General features: G+C 59.6%; 16 protein-coding genes. 10 read left to right on the plus strand and 6 right to left on the minus strand.

The window, feature by feature from the left end; all coding sequences use genetic code 11:
* Positions 1-65 precede the first annotated feature (65 nt).
* Positions 66-1,532, plus strand: coding sequence for a mannose-1-phosphate guanylyltransferase/mannose-6-phosphate isomerase (locus KF796_18165; protein MBX3588558.1), 1,467 nt, complete (start codon positions 66-68; stop codon positions 1,530-1,532).
* Here the strand turns inward: KF796_18165 and galE are convergent.
* The 6 genes from galE to KF796_18195 all read right to left on the minus strand — a co-directional run bounded on the left by galE (position 1,526) and on the right by KF796_18195 (position 10,099).
* Entirely contained in the window at positions 1,526-2,527 is a 1,002-nt protein-coding gene (gene galE / locus KF796_18170; protein MBX3588559.1) for a UDP-glucose 4-epimerase GalE, read from the minus strand. The genes KF796_18165 and galE overlap by 7 nt on opposite strands.
* Positions 2,528-2,600: 73 nt before the next feature.
* Positions 2,601-3,221 (minus strand): hypothetical protein, encoded by a 621-nt coding sequence (locus KF796_18175; GenBank protein MBX3588560.1) that lies wholly within the window; start codon positions 3,219-3,221, stop codon positions 2,601-2,603.
* A gap of 108 nt (positions 3,222-3,329) precedes the next feature.
* Entirely contained in the window at positions 3,330-5,423 is a 2,094-nt protein-coding gene (locus tag KF796_18180; GenBank protein ID MBX3588561.1) for a YjbH domain-containing protein, read from the minus strand.
* A 4-nt stretch (positions 5,424-5,427) separates the two neighbouring features.
* Complete coding sequence (locus tag KF796_18185) at positions 5,428-6,519, minus strand: glycosyltransferase family 4 protein (protein ID MBX3588562.1); 1,092 nt, start codon at positions 6,517-6,519, stop codon at positions 5,428-5,430.
* A 7-nt stretch (positions 6,520-6,526) separates the two neighbouring features.
* Positions 6,527-7,717, minus strand: a complete 1,191-nt coding sequence (locus KF796_18190; GenBank protein ID MBX3588563.1) for a lipopolysaccharide biosynthesis protein — start codon at positions 7,715-7,717, stop codon at positions 6,527-6,529.
* 9 nt (positions 7,718-7,726) lie between these two features.
* Entirely contained in the window at positions 7,727-10,099 is a 2,373-nt protein-coding gene (locus KF796_18195; protein ID MBX3588564.1) for an SLBB domain-containing protein, read from the minus strand.
* A 127-nt stretch (positions 10,100-10,226) separates the two neighbouring features.
* Between KF796_18195 and KF796_18200 the strand changes: the two genes are divergently transcribed.
* Genes KF796_18200 through KF796_18240 form a run of 9 tightly spaced genes read left to right on the plus strand, consistent with a single transcriptional unit; the run spans position 10,227 to position 18,549 of the window.
* Positions 10,227-10,598, plus strand: coding sequence for a MarR family EPS-associated transcriptional regulator (locus KF796_18200; protein MBX3588565.1), 372 nt, complete (start codon positions 10,227-10,229; stop codon positions 10,596-10,598).
* A 37-nt stretch (positions 10,599-10,635) separates the two neighbouring features.
* Positions 10,636-11,940 (plus strand): nucleotide sugar dehydrogenase, encoded by a 1,305-nt coding sequence (locus KF796_18205; protein MBX3588566.1) that lies wholly within the window; start codon positions 10,636-10,638, stop codon positions 11,938-11,940.
* 28 nt (positions 11,941-11,968) lie between these two features.
* Positions 11,969-13,024: a Gfo/Idh/MocA family oxidoreductase gene (locus KF796_18210; GenBank protein MBX3588567.1), complete on the plus strand. Its 1,056-nt coding sequence runs from the start codon at positions 11,969-11,971 to the stop codon at positions 13,022-13,024.
* 1 nt (position 13,025) lies between these two features.
* Positions 13,026-13,631: an N-acetyltransferase gene (locus tag KF796_18215; protein MBX3588568.1), complete on the plus strand. Its 606-nt coding sequence runs from the start codon at positions 13,026-13,028 to the stop codon at positions 13,629-13,631.
* 20 nt (positions 13,632-13,651) lie between these two features.
* On the plus strand, positions 13,652-14,755 hold the full coding sequence (locus KF796_18220; GenBank protein MBX3588569.1) for a DegT/DnrJ/EryC1/StrS family aminotransferase: 1,104 nt from the start codon (positions 13,652-13,654) through the stop codon (positions 14,753-14,755).
* A 49-nt stretch (positions 14,756-14,804) separates the two neighbouring features.
* Complete coding sequence (locus KF796_18225; GenBank protein MBX3588570.1) at positions 14,805-15,839, plus strand: hypothetical protein; 1,035 nt, start codon at positions 14,805-14,807, stop codon at positions 15,837-15,839.
* Positions 15,836-17,026, plus strand: a complete 1,191-nt coding sequence (locus tag KF796_18230; GenBank protein ID MBX3588571.1) for a glycosyltransferase family 4 protein — start codon at positions 15,836-15,838, stop codon at positions 17,024-17,026. Before KF796_18225 ends, KF796_18230 begins: the two co-directional genes overlap by 4 nt.
* 18 nt (positions 17,027-17,044) lie before the next feature.
* Positions 17,045-17,677, plus strand: a complete 633-nt coding sequence (locus KF796_18235) for a PIG-L family deacetylase (protein ID MBX3588572.1) — start codon at positions 17,045-17,047, stop codon at positions 17,675-17,677.
* Entirely contained in the window at positions 17,662-18,549 is an 888-nt protein-coding gene (locus tag KF796_18240; protein ID MBX3588573.1) for a UDP-3-O-(3-hydroxymyristoyl)glucosamine N-acyltransferase, read from the plus strand. The genes KF796_18235 and KF796_18240 overlap by 16 nt, the downstream gene beginning before the upstream one ends.
* Positions 18,550-18,568 lie beyond the last annotated feature (19 nt).

Raw genomic sequence — 18,568 nt, forward strand, 5'->3', positions numbered from 1 at the left:
TCGCAGGACCCTGCGGCACCCAGCATTCAGCCCCGCGCACCGCGGAAATCAAGGAACCCGAACGCATGGTTTCGATTCTTCCCGTGATTCTTTGCGGGGGCTCCGGCACCCGGTTGTGGCCACTGTCCCGGTCGGGTTTTCCCAAGCAGTTTCTTTGCCTCACCGGCCATCAAAGCCTGTTCCAGAAAACCCTGGGAAGAATGATGGCCCTGCGCAGCGAGGACCTTTCGGTCTCGCCGCCGGCGATCGTGACCAACGAGGATCACCGCTTCCTCGTAACCGAGCAACTCAGGGAGACCGGCATCGGGTGCGGGCCCATGCTTCTGGAGCCGGTGGCACGCAACACAGCGCCCGCGCTCACCCTGGCCGCACTGGCAGCGCAAGCGGCGGGAGCCGACCCCATCATGGTAGTCACGCCGGCGGACCACGAGATTGCCGACCTGCCCCGATTCCTTTCTGCAGCGCGAAATGCCATCCAGGAAGCTGGCTCGGGAAACATCGTGATTCTTGGCGTCCCGCCCAGCCGGCCAGAAACCGGCTTCGGGTACATCAAGACAGGCCGCGCCTCCGCCCCCGACAGCCCCGTGGAAGACGTCATTGCTTTTCGCGAGAAACCTGACTTGCCAACAGCGCAACGCTACCTCGCCGAAGGCGGCTATTTCTGGAACGCAGGCGTGTTCGTGCTGAAAGCGTCGGTCTGGCTGGCGGCGCTGGAACGCTTCAGGCCGGACATGGCCCACGCCACGCGCGCGGCATGGGCAGCCCGTCATGCGGATCGCGCGGGCACTGCCGAGTTCACACGACCCGGCCATGAAGAATTTGCCGCCGTCCCCTCTGACTCCATTGATTTCGCTGTCATGGAGCATTGCGCTGGCAGCGAATTCAGCTTGAAGATGGCGTCGCTTGACGCGGGCTGGAGCGACCTGGGAACCTGGGAGGCCGTCTGGCAGGAATTGCCCAAAGACCAGCATGGCAATGCCAGCCACGGCGACGTGCTGATGGCAGACAGCGAGAACACACTGGTTCATGCCTCAAACCGGCTGGTCAGCCTCGTGGGTGTTCAGGACCTCATCGTGGTCGAGACCGCCGATGCCGTCATGGTGGCACACCGGTCGTCATGTGGAGGCATCAAGTCCATCGTTGACCTGCTTGCTGACCGGAACCGCGAGGAGGCCGCGTCCCACCGCAAGACCCACCGGCCCTGGGGCTGGTACGACATCCTCGACAGCGGGCCCCGGTTCAAGGTCAAGCGGATTTGGGTCCGGCCGGGCGCCAGCCTGAGCCTGCAGAAGCACAACCATCGCGCCGAACACTGGATCGTGGTCAAGGGCATCGCCACGGTCACCCACAACGACGATGTGATCACCTTGACAGCGAATCAATCGTCCTACATTCCGCCCGGCGAAGCCCACCGGCTGGGCAACCCCGGCCATGAGCCCCTGGAAATCATCGAGGTGCAATCAGGCGACTACCTGGGCGAGGATGACATCGTGCGAATCAGCGACGAGTATGGTCGAGGCTCCCATCAGTAGCGGTCTGACGACTGCCAGCGGAAAGTGCTTTCGCACATCTCTTCGAGCCCGCGCGTTGCGCGCCAGCCCAGCAGATGGGCTGCCTTGGCAGGATTGGCATAGCAACTGGCCACATCGCCTGCCCGGCGCGGCTTGATGTCGTAAGGCACGGGCAGCCCGCTGGCCCGTTCATAAGCCCGCACCATGTCCAGCACGCTGTAGCCCTGCCCGGTCCCGAGGTTGAATGCATGCCAGCCTGCATGACCCTGCAGGAAACGCAATGCCGCCAGGTGGCCCTCAGCCAGATCCATCACGTGGATGTAGTCGCGCACGCCGGTGCCGTCCGGCGTTTCGTAGTCGTTGCCAAACACACCCAGGCGCGGCAGCTCGCCGGCGGCCACCTTGGCCACATAGGGCATGAGGTTGTTGGGGATGCCTTGCGGGTCTTCGCCGATCAGGCCCGACGCGTGGGCACCCACCGGGTTGAAGTAGCGCAGGCAGGCCACCCGCCAGGCGGGATCTGACACACACAAGTCGGCCAGAATCTCTTCAATGTGCAGCTTGCTGCGGCCGTAAGGGTTGGTGGCCGAGGTGGGGTGCTTTTCGTCCAGCGGCAGGTACTGCGGCGCCCCATAAACCGTGGCACTGGAGCTGAACACCAGTTCGCGCACCCCTGTCTCGCCCATGGCCTGCAGCAGGCTCACCGTGCCCTGCACATTGTTGGCGTAGTAGTCCACCGGCTTGCGCACCGATTCGCCCACGGCCTTGAGCCCTGCAAAGTGAACCACAGCCCTGCAAGCATGCTCGCGCAGCACCTGTGCCACACGCGCGGTGTCGCGCACATCGGCCTCCACCAGCGGGATCGCCCGACCGGTGATGCGTTGCAGCCTTTCCAGCACAGCCCGGTGGCTGTTGCACAGGTTGTCCAGCAACACCACCTCGTGCCCCGCGGCCAGCAGCACCACGGCCGCATGCGTGCCGATGTAGCCCGCCCCACCCGTCAAAAGAATCGTCACCACACACCCCCATCAACAAAAAACCCCGCTGGAACCAGCGGGGTTTTGAGTTTGGCACAAAGCCGGGGCTGGATCAGGAACCGGCACCCGTGGCAGGCGTGAGACTGAGGTTGGCAAGCTGGCTGCTGCCGGATTTCACAATGCCATCAGGCGTGATGGTGATTTTGATGGACCCAGCGCCCAACTGTGTGCCCAGCGTCATGGACACCCGGGTCAGCTGCTCGCCACCATTGGCCACCAGGCCAGCGGTCGTGACCTTCATCTCGCAGGGATTCACCACCACGGTCTTGCCCACAGCCAGCGCGGAGTTGTCAGCAAAATTGGACGTCTTGATAACGAAGAAGCAGGAGCCGTAACCCATGTCGCCAGACGCCGTCTTGCCGTCCGCGGAAATGGTGGCCGTCTGGGTGGTGCTGGTGGTGGAGCCCCCGATGCTCAGCGTTGTGGTGCCGGCCGTACCGAAGTCCGGCACACCGCTTGGGAAGCTCAGGGTGGTGCCGACGAAAGCGCCTCCGTTGGTGGAAGCAAGCTTGACGTTCACGTCGGACGTCGCCACCAGCACAGGGTCGCTGCCCCCCCCGCAAGCCACAAGGCCCGCCGCCAACACCACAGAACCCAAGACCGAAGCCCAAATGACCTTAACGCTTTTCATGATTGACCCTTTCATCGATTCAGGAAGCCACAGCTTTTTCAAAGCTCACCAGCCCATAGTGTCCAAAGGTTACAAGAAAGGCGGTGGCTCGTAAATACCCTTTTGCAATTCTGCCTTTAAACATGGCACACCGATCGCTATTGTTTTGTATCACCGCGGCAACAAATCACGGCCGTACAGGTAAAAAGCCTCACGCATGCGGTGCAGTTGGCTGATGAAGTAGCGCTGGCTGGTGCGGCCAGCGTTGAGCTGACGCAGCTCAGCGTTGTAGTCCAGCTGCATGTCACGCACCGCATTGGGCTCAACGTTATTGGATGCCGTGCTCCCGCCCGTGATTCGGGTCCGGATGCCACGCTGGAACTGCGGTGTGCCCGTGAACTGAACAAGACCCGGCTCCATTCCTCTGCGCGGCGTCAGCGGAATCGAAATCTCCAGCCCGGCAAACTGCCGGTTGCCGCCCTTGCGGAAAAACAAATGCGCGCCCACGTCGCCAAACCAGCGGGTCAGCACGAAGGAAGGACCTCGCGTTCCATCGCTGTATTGTTGCAAGCCGGCTTCCACCCAGGTGCTTGGCGAATAAGCCCAGCGGTAGCTGCCCGAAGCCTGCAACCGCTGGGCGCTGGTTTGGCCCGGTTGGCGCTGGTAGGCGCCGGCTCTGACGCGAATCACATCATCGCGCCCCGGCACAAAGAGCGACGCTTCACCTTGCACCCCATAGGCGTCGTAGTTGTAGCGGCCCGCCCCCACATTGGCAAACACCTGCGGCCCCAGCCAGAAGGACTGCTGGACAGCGGCCACCTTGAGGCCGTTACGCTGACGAGACCCGGAAAATGCAAATCCAGGCTCGTAGTTGTCGGAGTTCGATACTCGGCGGATGTAGCTTGTATACAGCTCGGCGCCGCGCCACAAGGGCACGATACCCTGCACATTGGCAGCCAGCGAATAGTCAAAAGCCCCCACCTCGGTTCCCACGGTGTAGTTGATATCCGGCTTGATCTCCACGCGCACGGGCGTACGCCGCGTGGGTTGCGGGCTGAGCCAACGGACTTCCGCTTCGGGGTAGTCCGGGAAGCGGTCTGTTGCCAGGCTGGTGCGCGCCTGGCTGGCGTCGCCGTCGCGCAGGAAAGCGCGATAAACAGATACATCGACCGACGTCTCGTATTGGCGAAGTCCGCTCTTGAATGTGACCGCAGATACCCGGCGCACTCCGGATGGAGCGCTCTCGGCAGCCAGACCCAGCACCAGACCAATCGCATCAGCCTCGGTCTGTTCGTAGCGATGGTTTTCGTACTCCACCAACAAGCTGCTGCCCCACACCCCCACCCGGATCCGCTCGAACCCCGCAGCCGCAAGGGCCCGCAGCAAGGACTCTTGCCGGTCTTCAGACGTGGGGACCATGCCCGGCACAGCGCCAGGCCCAATCTCCATCGGTGCCAAGGCCACCTCGGGGTTGAAATTGGCAGGCCGCCTGGCATTGGCCTCCAATGGCACCACCAGACTCAGCGCCGCGCTGGTGCGGTTGGCCGGGAGCCCGGCGTTGCTACTGGCCCCCGAGGAGCGCTGCAGCGTCGCCACCAGCCGGGCGTGCCCCAGAAAAGCCAGCTCGGGCGACGAGTACCGGACCCCCGCGTGTTTCTGCTGCCCATCGTACTCAGCCAGCAGGGAAACGCCGCTTTGCCCCAGCGACCATTCCACCCCGCCGAACGCGCCATTGAATGCATAGCCATTGGCGCTATTGCCGACAATATGTGAACCCCGTGCGTAGCCCGCAGACCAGCGAACAGGACCTATCTCATCGCTGACTACCGCGTATTTCGACTTGAAGAAAGACGCCCCGCCACTGATGTCATTCAAACCCAGTGCCACGTGCGGTTGCCCGCGCCAGAATGAGGGGAGTTTGAGCTTGATGTTGGCCGAAAGATCCCTGGGCCCATTGATCGTCGAACCGGGCAACGGATTTTGAAAGTCGGCAAACCGGCCAAACAGCTCGACGTTGGGCAGAAGGCCAATACCCAGGCTGTAATTGCGCCGCTGACTGAAGGCGCCCAGTTGTGGTTCAGCGTAATTGCCACGCGTGAGCGCCACATCACCTTCCGGCAAGACGCGGGCGGAGGGGATGACCAGGCCCCCCGTGTTCCCCTGGGTCGAAACACCGATCGGCTCCGCAGCGCAGGACAAGGCCTTTCCCACAACCAACAACAACCCAATCAATTGCAATGATCGAGATCGGCCCATCATCGCCATTGCATCACGCCAGTTCGGTTACGGAGAGAGTCGCAGGACTGATGCACCATCGAAACTGGGTCAGGCGGGCATAACTGGCGGAATACGCCAGCCCGCACAGCACAAATGAAAGTGCGAGCTTCAAGCTGCTCTCCGGCCAAAGCACGGCCAGCAAGGCTGGCATCAGAGCACCACTCCACATCAATGCGCCAGTCACTGAATTGGCCCACAGGCCGCTGGCCTGTGGGATCCAGCCGCGTACCAGCCTGCGGTTGACCAGACTGTGCAGGTGCAACCTGTCCGCCGCCCCCGGACTTCGGCGGTGGCGGCGGCGGCGCACCATGCTGAAAACGGTTTCCAGAATGGGGTAGGCACAGGCCAGCAAGGTCGCCCAGACTGAAATAGTCGGGTTGCGCATGGGCAGCAGAACTGCGATCCAGCCCATCAGGAACCCGAGCAAATAGGCGCCACCGTCGCCCAGAAAAATCTTGCCAAACGGGAAATTGACGACCAGGAAACCGACAATGACCACGCCGAGTATCAGGCAGATCTGGACCAGTTCCGTATCCCCGGCATGCGCGGCTATCAGTCCCAGCGCTGCCAGCGCCACCAGCACCGCTCCACCGGCCAAGCCATTGAAACCGTCGATGATATTGACGGCATTGGCGGCTCCGCTAACGGCAAAAGCCGTGAACAGGACAGACACAGGACCGAACTTCAGCAGCCAATCGAGACCCGGCACATCAACCCGGCTCAGGCTGGTATCCGTCAGCCACCAGCCAAAAATACCAGACGCCATGGTCGCCAGCAAGCGCACATAAACGGGCACCCGCTTGGTCACGTCCTCCCACAGGCCCATGGCAAAGGCGGGCGCGCTGGCCAGCAACATCAACATCAAGAGCGGAGATCCCGGCGCCGCAAGTGCAACGCAAACCATGAGGCCCAGCGCAATGGCGACCCCGCCGATGCGCGGTGTGGGTGCACCGTGCACCTTTTGCACCCCGATCGGGCTGTCCAAACTGAAATGACCATGAGCTGATTTGGTGACCACCAGGGCAAGGCTGACCAGGAAGCTGGTTGCACCGCCAGCCATCAATGCCATGGACAACGACTGCATGGTGCCCCTACCGCCGGCCCATGGACCATGCAGCACGCAATGCACGCCACTGATCCGCCGTGGCCGGGTCATTCGCAGCCTTGCGCGCCACCCGCCGGACAAAGGCCAGGGCCAACCCCAACGACAGCCCAAGCAAAGCTGCGCCCAGAACAATCAAGGTGCGCGATGGCTTGCTCTTGCGATCAGGAGGTATTGCCACGTCGATCTGCTGCACCAGCGGCGCGTCACGCGCCTCATCAGCCTTGGCCAACTGGAACTGCTGCAGCATGGCCGTGTAAATGGCCTCCTGGTATTTCAGTTCGCGGTAAAGGCGCACATTGCCCAACGCATCGCGGCTATCAACCGACTTGACTGCGCCGTCAACCGGGCCACCTTCCATTTTCGTCAACTGAGTGCGCAAACTGCCCAGTTCGGCCAGCAAGCGGCGAAGCTCTGCGTTCTCGGGTCCGGCATACGCCCGCATCGCCTGCAACTGAACCTCCCGCGCAACGATCTGGGCCCTGATCTGGGCGGCGGCTCCAATCATGGTCTGCGTTTGAGCATCCACACTGAACAGCCCACCGGCTTCCTGCGCCTGTTTGACTGCCAGCTCCGCCTTGATGAATTCGTCCTTGGCCTTGCCCATCTGCCCTTCAAAAAAGGTGCGCCGCTGCTGCGCCTCGGTGACGGCAATACGGCCCATCAATGTGCGCAGCTCTTCAGCATAGGCATTGGCCAGCTGGGCAGCAAAGTCAGGGTCCTTGTCATCGGCCTCAATTGAGATCAACGTGGATTTTCGATCTGCGGAAACCCGAACATTGTCGGCCAATTCCTTGCGCGTATTCACCAAGGTTTTCTGTTCGTAGCGGTCCTGCAACTTGAAACGCTTGATGACAGCATTGGCCACTGAGTCAGTCTTCAGCAACCCGACATACAGCTCCTCCGAATTCTTGAAAGCTGCCCCCAGACCCGTGGTGGCTGCCAGGGCGCCAAGCGAAGCAAGGGCGGCAGACGCCCCTCCTTGCCCCTGCTGAGGCGGCAATAACGTGGTTCTGGCAGTAAAGATGGGAGTCAGCATGAGACTGACCGCCAGCCCTACGACCGTGGCCAGCACGGCCAAGCCAGCGACCAGGACCTTGTCTTCCCCAAAAGCGGTTACGACGTCGATCAGACCGAACTCAGATTCAGCGGCCGCTGCTTGTTCATCAAACTCGTTCATCTCGCGCCCTCAGTTCTTCAGCACCTTGAGGCCAGCCGCCCCGAGGCCAAACTGATAGAAGATCGTGGTCAGGTCCTTGGCACCATCAATGAAGCGGGTATAGGCCGTGCGCTTGTCGAACTTCTCGGGCACGAAAATCGTGTCGCCCGGATTCAGGCGCTTGTCGAGCACGTTTTCACGAAACCCCATGAAGCCGCTTCCCGTCAACTGGTAGTTGCTCTCCACTGTGCCGTCCGCGCGAATGACGGCGACATTATCGTCGTCCGCGTCGCGCGTGGGCCCAGCACGGCCAAGGTAATCCCGGGCGGTGAAGTTGAAGCGGTGCAGAAACGATGTTTCTGCGGTGACCGCGCCAAAAATCCCGACAAAGCTCGGTGTCGTGGGTACGGTGATCTCGTCCCCGTCCTCCAGCACCACATGGGGAAGGCTCTGGCTGCGCGGATCCAGCTCCAGCGCGATCCGGCCGCTGGCACGCAAGCCCTGCAAACGACTCACAATGTTGCGCTGTGCCGCTAGATTGGCTTGCAAAGTGTCTGCCTTTTCTCCTTGCCGGGCACTCTGGACAGACGCGATGGCCTGGGCGTTGATATCGGCCTCCATGCGGCGTATGGCCTGATCCAGATTCTTCTGTTGCTGGATGCGTGTGGTTTCACGGGTAAATACCGTGCCATATGCGTATGCATTGGCCGTGAAGCCGCCCACGCGCCGGATCAGTTGGTCAAGCGTTTCTCCAGGCGACAGCTGATAGACGCCCGGCACCTGCACTTCGCCACCGATGCGCACATACTGTGTGCGCTTGCTCACGGGAACGGGCAGGTCGTTTATGCCGAAGACCGTGACGATGTCACCAGGCTGCAGGATGATGTTCGCCGTGGGGTCCTTGTCACGGACAGCCTTGCCCAGATTGAACGGGATGAGCTGCGAGCGGATTTCCTTAGGATCCAGTCGCTCGACCACGGCGTAATCCCAGTTGATTTCCTCAAGCAGGTTCTTGATTTCGTCCGCCACACGGCCATCGCTCACGCGTCGTCCGGATTCATACTGGACCGTCAGATTGCGTCGGGTGTAGTAGTCCGGCACGATCAGTGCATCGCGCTCCGGGATGAGATCGGACACGCGCATGCCGGGTTGATAGGCATAGCGCAACGGCGCGGCTACATTGCCCCGCAATGTCACTGCATTCGAAAACTCGGGACTGATCTGGAACAGGGTGACCACGTCACCATCGCGTACGGTGCTCTGCAAACCCTTGGCGTCCAGGGCACGTTCTTCCACGCTGCGCGGCGCCTTGGCACGCCCCGCATCAATGCGTTCCACCAGAACCTTGTGCGGAGTGGTGAGGGCTTGCGTGCGCCCCCCATAAGACAACAGCTTGCCAAGAGGCTCTTCTGCGGTTGCCAACTCAAAAATGGCGGGCTGGTCCAACGCGCCGGTCACCGCCACGCGCGGGCCGGCCGGCGGCAATACGATCACATCACCCGGTAACAGGCGGGCATCGGCAGACTTGTCGCCTTCGTTGATGAACTTGTAGAGGTCAAGGGTCGTGACAGTCTTGCCGTCACGCTTGAGCTGGACGTGGCGCATGCTGCCCGTGGCTGACGGGCCGCCGCTCTCGAACAGCGCGCTGATGAGCGTCGAGAGACTGGACACGGTGTAGGCGCCCGGCCGGCGGGCCTGCCCCACCACGAACACCTGGATGGAACGCAACTGCCCCAGCGTGGCGCTAAGCTGGAAGTTGTTGTAGACACGGCTGATCTGGCCGCGCAAGGCTTGCTCGAGTTGCGAGGCCTTGACGCCCGCCACATTGACCGTGCCCACCCGCGGAATGCTGATCTGGCCATTACGATCCACCGCCAGACGCAAATCGGCGTCGACCGCACCCCAGAGCTTCAGATCAACCTCGTCTCCAGGCCCCAGGACATAGTCGCTTGGAACCGGTACATTCTGCAATGCAGGAAAAGCACCTGTCGCGAACAGGTTGTAGCCGAACAGGGGAAGACTGCGCCCAGTGGTTGCCTGCACAAACCGCTGGTATTCGGTGGTGCCCAGCGAAGGGGGGCTGGCGTCGCGTTCCCTGGGTAATGAAACGGTTTCCCGTTTGCTTACAAGGCGCCCCTCCCCACCCACCTCCTGCTTGCCGGGCTGATTGAGCCGCTCCGGGGCCAATGAGCCGCCAGAGCCCAATGCGAACGAGGGCGTCAGACTCAAGGGAGCCGATGCAGCCCCGCCAGACGAAGACTGCGCCCAGACCCCCGTTGAGCCCATCGCGAGCCCCACGCTGAAGGCGAGAAAGCCGAAAAACCGAAAAACCGCCGTGCCCTTTGGTGTCTTCATGCCCAGCGACCCATTTCCATTGTTTAACTGCAAAAAATCCCAGACCATTGCACGATGTTAATCGATACGCATTGCGGGACAGCGGCTGGCCCCTGCGAATGAGGGCTCATCGCATCCCTGCTTTTCAACATCCATGATTCTGGCTAGACTGCTCGACTTCGAACAAACTTGAGCCATGCACAGCCGCCAAAGCAAGCTGCAGGAAGACACGTATTTTCGCGTCATGAGAATCCTGCAGTACAACCCCGACATCACGCAACGCGAACTCGCAGACCAGTTGGGAGTGAGCGTCGGCGGACTTAACTATTGCCTGAAAGCTCTCGTGCAGAAGGGATGGGTGAAGATACAGAACTTCAGCCACAGCAAAAACAAGTTCGGCTACGTTTATATGCTGACCCCTAGCGGCATCGCCGAGAAGGCGGCTCTGACGAATCGGTTTCTCAAAAGGAAGATGGAAGAGTACGACGCCCTGAGATCGGAAATTGAGGCACTCAAGGCTGAGTCTGAGTCCCGGGGCAAGCGTGATGTGTCTGATCGGATTTCATGATGAATACACAGCGCTGCCCAAGTTTATGAGAGAAAGAATGAACAACCCAAATCAGACCCAAAAGAGTATCGCAATACTGGGGCTGGGCTATGTTGGGCTCCCGCTCGCCGTTGAATTCGGAAAACATCGTCCTGTTCTGGGCTTTGATATCAACTCAGCCCGCATTGACGAACTTAAATCGGGCCAGGACCACACGTTGGAGGTCACCCCGGACCAACTGGCAAGCGCCGCTTTTCTCGGCTTCAGTAGCGACTCATCCGATCTACACGAATGTGACATATTTATCGTCACTGTGCCCACGCCGATTGATCGGGTCAATCGACCAGACCTCACCCTGCTGCTTAAGGCCAGCGAAACCGTTGGCAAGGTCATGAAGGCCGGAGCCTTGGTGATTTATGAGTCGACTGTCTACCCCGGTTGCACTGAAGAAGTTTGTGTACCGGTCCTTGAGAGAGCCTCTGGATTGAAGTTCAACCAGGACTTTTTTTGCGGCTACAGTCCCGAGCGCATCGTGCCGGCGGACAAGGTCAACACGCTCACCAAAATCAAGAAGATCACCAGCGGCTCCACACCCCAAGCCGCAAAAGCGGTTGACCAGCTGTACGGCAGCATCATCACCGCCGGCACATTCCCGGCCACCAGCCTACGCGTGGCCGAGGCCGCCAAGGTGATCGAGAACACCCAACGCGACCTGAACATTGCGCTGGTCAATGAGCTGTCTGTCATCTTCAACCGGCTGGGCATTGACACCCTGGAGGTTCTGGAGGCGGCGGGCAGCAAATGGAATTTTTTGCCCTTCCGGCCCGGCATGGTCGGGGGCCATTGCATTGGCGTGGACCCCTATTACCTGACCCACAAGGCCGAAGAAGTGGGCTACCACCCCCAGGTCATCCTGGCCGGCCGGCGCATCAACGACAACATGGCGCGTTATGCGGCGCGCAACGTCATCAAGCTGATGCTGCGCAATGGCATTGATGTAGCGCGAAGCACCGTGGGTGTGATGGGCATCACCTTCAAAGAGAACTGCCCTGACATTCGAAACAGCAAGGTTGTTGACCTCATCAAGGAACTGCAAAGCTGGAACGTCAACGTGGTGGTGACCGACCCCTGGGCCAACCCTGCTGAGGTGTTGCACGAATACGGGCTGGAACTGGCACCTGCCAGCCATCAGGCGCCACTCGACGCATTGGTGGTCGCCGTTGGGCACAAAACCTACCGGGAGCTGGCGCTGCCTAGCCTGCGCAAACTCTGCCGGGGTGACAAGCCAGTGCTGGCAGACATCAAATCACTGTACGACCAGCATGCCGCAAAGGCGGCTGGCTTCACCGTCTTTCGGCTCTGAGCGCCTTACGCCACACGGAATCTAACCCATGCATCGTTACACCCCCATTAAGGGCAGAAAAATCCGGATCGGCCTGGTCGGTTGCGGTCGCATTGCCAAAAATCATTTTGAATCCATCGAAAGGCATGCCGACAACCTGGAAATGGTAGCGGTATGCGACATCGACCCTGCAGCTGCCAAGTTGTACGCCGACAAGCACAAGGTCGCTGGCTACCCTCAGCTGGAGGGCATGCTCGCCAACGAGCAACTCGACATCGTGGTGCTGTGCACCCCCAGCGGCACCCATGCAGACCAGGCCGTGCTGGCCGCCCGGCATGGCGTGCATGTGATGACCGAGAAACCCATGGCCACCCGATGGCAAGACGGCGTGCGCATGGTCAAGGCGTGCGACGCTGCGGGTGTGCGCCTTTTTGTCGTCAAACAAAACCGGCGCAACACCACGTTGCAATTGCTCAAGCGTGCGGTGGAAGAAAAGCGCTTTGGCAAGATCCACATGGTCCACCTCAATGTGTTCTGGACCCGTCCGCAGTCGTATTACGACCAGGCCGAATGGCGCGGCACCTGGGAGTTTGACGGCGGCGCTTTCATGAACCAGGCCAGCCACTACGTTGACCTGCTTGACTGGCTGATTGGTCCGGTTGAAAAAGTGCAGGCCATGATGAGCACCACAAGAGACATTGAAGTCGAAGACACCGGCGTGTTGAACGTGCGCTGGCGCCATGGCGCCCTGGGGTCCATGAGCGTCACCATGCTCACCTACCCCAACAACCTGGAAGGCAGCATCACCATCCTTGGCGAAAAAGGGACCGCCCGTGTTGGCGGGGTGGCCGTGAACGACATTCAGGTCTGGCAGTTTGCCGACCAGAAGGATTACGACCAGAACATCCAGCAGGCCAACTACCAGACCACATCGGTCTATGGCCTGGGGCACCCGCTGTATTACAAGAACGTGGTGGACGTGATGCGCGGCGATGCGGAACCGGAGACGGACGGCCGCGAAGGCCTGAAGTCGCTAGAGCTGCTGGTGGCGGCCTACCTCTCGGCCCGCGATGGCAAAACAGTGTCACTGCCACTTGAACATTGACATGCCTGCAACCATCCACCCCAGCGCCATTGTTGACAGCGGCGCCACCCTGGGCGAAGGCACACGGGTGTGGCATTTTGTGCACGTCAGCGCTGGCGCCGTGATTGGTGCCGGGTGCTCCCTGGGCCAGAACGTCTACGTGGGTAATGACGTGCGGATTGGGAACAACGTGAAGATTCAGAATAACGTCTCGGTCTATGACGCTGTGACGCTGGAAGACGATGTTTTTTGCGGCCCCAGCATGGTCTTCACCAATGTGTACAACCCCCGCGCGGCGGTGACCCGCAAAGAGGAATACCGCCGCACAGTTGTCAAACGTGGGGCCACGCTGGGCGCCAACTGCACCATTGTTTGCGGCACCACCATTGGTGAATACGCCTTTGTGGGTGCTGGCGCCGTGGTTAACCGCAACGTGCCTGACTTCGCCCTTATGGTGGGTGTGCCCGCGCGCCAGCTGGGGTGGATGAGCCGGCACGGCGAACGCCTGGCGCTTGACTTGGAGGGGCATGGCACCGCGCAATGCCCCCACACCGGCGACCACTATCAACTTGTCGGCGGTAGCGTCACCCTTCTGCCCGCCAACCCCAAACCGACCAGTCCCCGATAACCACGCACACAAGCCACGCCATGGAGTTTGTCGACCTCAAAGCGCAGTACGCTGCCCTGCGCGACAAAATCAACGCCCGTATTCAAACGGTACTGGACCATGGACAGTACATCATGGGGCCGGAAGTCAAAGAACTTGAACAACGCTTGGCAGAGTTTTGCGGCGCCAAACACTGCATTACCGTGGCCAGCGGCACCGAGGCACTGTTGATCACGCTGATGGCGCTGGATATGCGGCCCGGTGATGAAGTGATCACCACGCCGTTTACATTTGCGGCCACGGCAGAGATGATTGTGCTGCTGGGCGGTAAGCCCGTGTTTGTGGACATCGAGCCCGACACCTGCAACATCGACCCCCGCAAGATTGAAGCAGCCATCACCCCCCGCACCCGGGCCATCATGCCCGTGAGCCTGTACGGGCAAGTGGCCGACATGGACGAAATCAACGCCATTGCGGCACGGCATGGCAACCTGCCAGTGATTGAAGACGCGGCCCAGAGCTTTGGCGCCACCTACAAAGGCCGCAAGAGCTGCAACCTCAGCACCTTTGGCTGCACCAGCTTCTTCCCCAGCAAACCCCTTGGTTGCTATGGCGATGGTGGGGCCATCTTTACCAACGACGACGCGCTGGCCCAGGCCTGCCGGGAGATCCGTGTGCACGGGCAAAGCCAACGCTATACCCACACGAGAGTGGGCGTGGGCGGCAGAATGGACACACTGCAATGCGCCGTTGTGCTGGGCAAGCTTGACCGCTTTGAGTGGGAAATTTCCCAACGCATGGCCATCGGGACGCGCTACAACCAGTTGCTGGATGAGGCAGGCATCGCGCGGATTGCCCAGCGCCCGGACCGCACATCCGTTTTTGCCCAGTACACGCTGAAATGCGCCCACCGGGCTGAATTGCAGGCCGCGCTGAAAGCAGTGGACATACCCACTGCAGTGCATTACCCCACGCCGTTGAACCGACAGCCTGCCTACAAGCACGATTGCTGCCCAGGGTGCACGCCCGTCGCTGACGAGGCAGCATCACAAGTCCTCAGCCTTCCCATGAGTGCTGACCTGGCACTTGAGGATGTTGAACGTGTAGTGGATGCATTTGCCAATGCGATGCGGAACTGCTCCTAGGCATGCGGCATTCAGTCCGAATTCGCTTGGCGCGCGAAGCCTTCCGCCTATGAAACCTATCGCGCGCTTCGAAAGGAATATTGCCCGTATTGCGACCGGATCAGCGTTAGGGCAGTTGGTGCTTATTGCCTCCACGCCCCTGCTGGCGCGGCAGTTCTCCCCAAGGGCATTCAGTGCGCTGGCGATATTCATGGCCACCAATGCGCTTGTGGCTGGTGTATCAACACTCAAATACGACACGGCCATTGTGCTGCCCAAGCAAGACCTCCGAGCTGTCAATCTGACACTTGCAACACTCACTCTTTCACTGCTTTCCTCGCTGCTTGTCATATTTGTGCTGATCGCCTATGCCCTATGGAGAAGCACAACCCCACGTGCTCACTTTTTTCTTCTACCTCTGGGCATCGCATTCGCAGCGATGTATTCAAGCTTTCTGCAACTGCGCGCGTGTGCGGCGGAGTACCGATACGCAGCAAAAATCCAACTTCTGATTGCGTTGATTGCGTGCATCGGCATTGTCCATTGGTTCCTTCCTGCTGAAGGAGTGTCGCTCTGGGCAAAATTCTTGATCTTGGTACGCGTACTTGGTGTCGGTGGCTGGACTCTATCAACCTACAGCGACTATTTCACAGAGCACGGCTACACCTACTACCTCCATATCGGGCCGGTCAAGGCCATTGTGGGTGGATATCCATATGGCAACCTGTCGCTTGGTCAGGCTATCGGAGTGCACTACTCCGGCACGGAAGAAGCCAACTTCAATGCAAATTTTTGGGCCAGCGACGGCTTTGCAGCTATGGGCCTGCTTGGCATTTCAATCGTAACTCTTGCTTTGGGGGCTGTGCTTTTGGCATTCAATCGAGCCGCGTCCGGCTACCCGGCCAGACTCACTGCACCGTGGTCGGTTGGCTTCTGGATGGCGCTTTTGAATACGCCATTGACGACTGCACTTCAATCTGGAGGTGGGCTTCGCATCATCGTCTCATTGCATTCAGCGCGAAAAAAAGGGGCGCAATGTTTATCACAGCCTTTGGCAATCCCCCCTAGCTCTTTGAAGAATTCACACCCTGAGAACCGACTATGAAAATAGTCATGCTTTGCAACTTCTTCAACGAAGCGCTGACCTACCAAGAAAACATGTTGGCAAGGTTCTATGTCAAACATGGCCATGCAGTTACGGTGCTGGCGTCAACATTTGAGAATCTGTTTGATTTCGTTAGCGACCGATATGACCCTAGCTGGCCCAACCGCGACTATGTGGCCGATGGCATCAGAATCGTCAAACGAGCCTACCGATGGAATATCCTGAATCGTGTGCGGATATTTCCGCCGATATCCGAGCTTCTGCAGGAGATTCAACCAGATCTCATCTTCGTGCACGATATTCACATGAACCTGCCGGAGGCCACGCAATATAAATTGGCACATCCTGGTACGCGTCTGGTCATGGACTATCACGCTGACTACAGCAACTCCGCCAAGAACTGGCTTTCATTGAAGGTTTTGCACGGCGTCATTCGAAAATCTGTGCTTGATCGCGCCCGGCCTAGCCTGGATCGCATCTATCCCGTTGTCCCGGCCAGCGCAAATTTTCTTGCCGAAGTCTATGGCGTTACACCGGAAGAAATGACACTTCTACCCCTTGGGGTCGACATGGACATGGCACGACGGATTCGACTATCCGATGCCCGCGATCGGCTTCGATTGCAGTTGGGAATTCCGCCCGAAGGGATTGTCATTTTTACCGGCGGAAAACTCGACCCACTCAAACAAACCGATGCACTTATCGAGGCATTCCGGCAGTGTCAGCATCCGAACCTGTTTCTTGTGGTGGTTGGCGAAAGTCCGCCGGGCAACAAATCGTACGGAGTGCAACTTCGCCAACAGGCTATTGATATCCCAAATATCTTCTTTACGGGGTGGGTAAGCGCAGAACAACTCTTGGAGCACATGGCCATGTCAGATTTCGCTGTGTTTCCCGCCAGTCAGTCCGTTCTTTGGCAACAAGCCATCAGCATGGGTTTGCCCGCGTTGATCGGCGACAGAACGGCCGTGCGCAAGGGGGCGCAAGATGTCAGCTACCTTAACCTGCGCGAGAATATTCATGTGATCGATGGTAGCCAACCCCTGGTGCCACAGATCGTTTCGGAGATCAACCGATTGGCAGGTGACCCGGCCCTTCGCAAGGCTATGTCGGAGGGCGCCCTGTACACCGCCGATCACCTGCTTGACTGGGACCGAATTGGAGAACTCACTCTTGTTGATCACTAACCTCACGTACCTATGAAAATCGCACCAGAAAGAATTCTTCTTCTCGGAGCCCATACTGATGATGGCGAATGGGGCTGCGGCGCGAGTATCCACAAGTGGGCGAGTGAGGGAGCGGCTGTCACCTATGTCGCATTCTCAGCAGCAGAGGAATCATTGAAGCCCGAGTTCCCTCGCGACATTCTGCGCAAAGAAATCCTTGCTGCATCAAAACTCATTGGCATTCAGGCTTCGGCCGTAAGGGTGCTTGACTTTCCGGTACGCAAATTTCCTGCCATGCGCCAGGAAATTCTGGAGGTACTGGTTGCCCTCAACCGGGAGCTGAACCCCGACCTGATTCTGGTTCATGGTTCTGAAGACACCCATCAGGACCACGAAACGTTGAGCCGCGAAGCATTCCGGGCTTTCAAGAAGAAAAGTATTCTGGGGTACGAAGTCCCACACAACAATAGGGGCTATAGCCCGGCGTTCTTCTCGGCCGTGTCTGAAGCCAATATGGACGCCAAGATCGCCGCACTCGAGAGCTACCAATCCCAGAGCTGGCGACTTGCCGATACACGCGCACTACTGAAGGGGCTGGCCACAGTGCGTGGTGCCCAAGCCGGCGTGCCCCTGGCTGAAGCCTTTGAGGTCCTTAGATGGCAAGACAACTGAAATCCCCCGCGCCGCTCAACGCCACCTTGGGGCGCCTGGGGTTGGAGCCATTGGGCTCTCCACTCGACGTCACGCATGTCGGCGCAATTGCGGGGTCACAAGCTGGGCAGCTCTGCTTTGTGAAGGCGGAGAAGTTTGTAGCCGATGTCTCCCCAGGCGCCATCGTTATCTGCCCTCAGCAACTTGCGGAGTCTGTTCGAGCGCGAGGTGCACACGCAGTGCCCAGCCCCGCCCCTCGGCTCGATTTTGCGAGGGCGCTGGCCGATCTCGAGAGCTGCACAGGCTTCACTTGGTCTGTTGACGCTCCAACCATTCACCCCACAGCAACGATAGGCTGCAACGTAGTTCTGGGAAAAGGTGTTCACATCGGCGCTGGCACTCGGGTGCTTCATAACGTCGTGATCGGCGACGAGGTCGCCATAGGCGAGCGCTGTCTGATCAAGTCGGGGGCAATCATAGGGGAGGAAGGCTTTGGGTTTGAAAGAGATGCCAACGGGGCCGCGGTCAGGCTGCCGCACATTGGCGGCGTACTGATCGAGGACGACGTGGAAGTGGGATCGCTCACGACAGTCTGCAGGGGCACGTTGGGACACACCGTGATTCGGCGTGGCGCCAAGATCGACGATCATGTTCACATTGCACACAACGTCGATGTTGGCCCGGATGCTTTTGTCATTGCCTGCGCCGAAATCAGTGGCGGAGTCATCATCGGGCAAGGCGCATGGATAGCACCCTGCGTCACGGTCAAGAACCAGGTGCGCATTGGGGACCGCGCTGTCATTGGCCTGGGCGCTGTTGTTCTCAAGGACGTCGACCCCGACTCGACAATTGTCGGGAATCCGGGCAAGCCATTGGCACTACGCAAAAACTAGAACCTGGCGCTTCAAGTCA

Source organism: Ramlibacter sp., assembly GCA_019635435.1.
In the GTDB taxonomy this organism is placed as follows: domain Bacteria; phylum Pseudomonadota; class Gammaproteobacteria; order Burkholderiales; family Burkholderiaceae_C; genus JAHBZM01.

Coding starts and splice junctions, on each gene's coding strand:
- KF796_18165 (MBX3588558.1), top strand. CDS start 66: ATGGTTTCGATTCTTCCCGTGATTCTTTGCGGGGGCTCCGGCACCCGG.
- KF796_18180 (MBX3588561.1), bottom strand. CDS start 5,423: ATGGCGATGATGGGCCGATCTCGATCATTGCAATTGATTGGGTTGTTG.
- KF796_18185 (MBX3588562.1), bottom strand. CDS start 6,519: ATGCAGTCGTTGTCCATGGCATTGATGGCTGGCGGTGCAACCAGCTTC.
- KF796_18190 (MBX3588563.1), bottom strand. CDS start 7,717: ATGAACGAGTTTGATGAACAAGCAGCGGCCGCTGAATCTGAGTTCGGT.
- KF796_18195 (MBX3588564.1), bottom strand. CDS start 10,099: ATGGTCTGGGATTTTTTGCAGTTAAACAATGGAAATGGGTCGCTGGGC.
- KF796_18200 (MBX3588565.1), top strand. CDS start 10,227: ATGCACAGCCGCCAAAGCAAGCTGCAGGAAGACACGTATTTTCGCGTC.
- KF796_18205 (MBX3588566.1), top strand. CDS start 10,636: ATGAACAACCCAAATCAGACCCAAAAGAGTATCGCAATACTGGGGCTG.
- KF796_18210 (MBX3588567.1), top strand. CDS start 11,969: ATGCATCGTTACACCCCCATTAAGGGCAGAAAAATCCGGATCGGCCTG.
- KF796_18215 (MBX3588568.1), top strand. CDS start 13,026: ATGCCTGCAACCATCCACCCCAGCGCCATTGTTGACAGCGGCGCCACC.
- KF796_18220 (MBX3588569.1), top strand. CDS start 13,652: ATGGAGTTTGTCGACCTCAAAGCGCAGTACGCTGCCCTGCGCGACAAA.
- KF796_18225 (MBX3588570.1), top strand. CDS start 14,805: ATGAAACCTATCGCGCGCTTCGAAAGGAATATTGCCCGTATTGCGACC.
- KF796_18230 (MBX3588571.1), top strand. CDS start 15,836: ATGAAAATAGTCATGCTTTGCAACTTCTTCAACGAAGCGCTGACCTAC.
- KF796_18240 (MBX3588573.1), top strand. CDS start 17,662: ATGGCAAGACAACTGAAATCCCCCGCGCCGCTCAACGCCACCTTGGGG.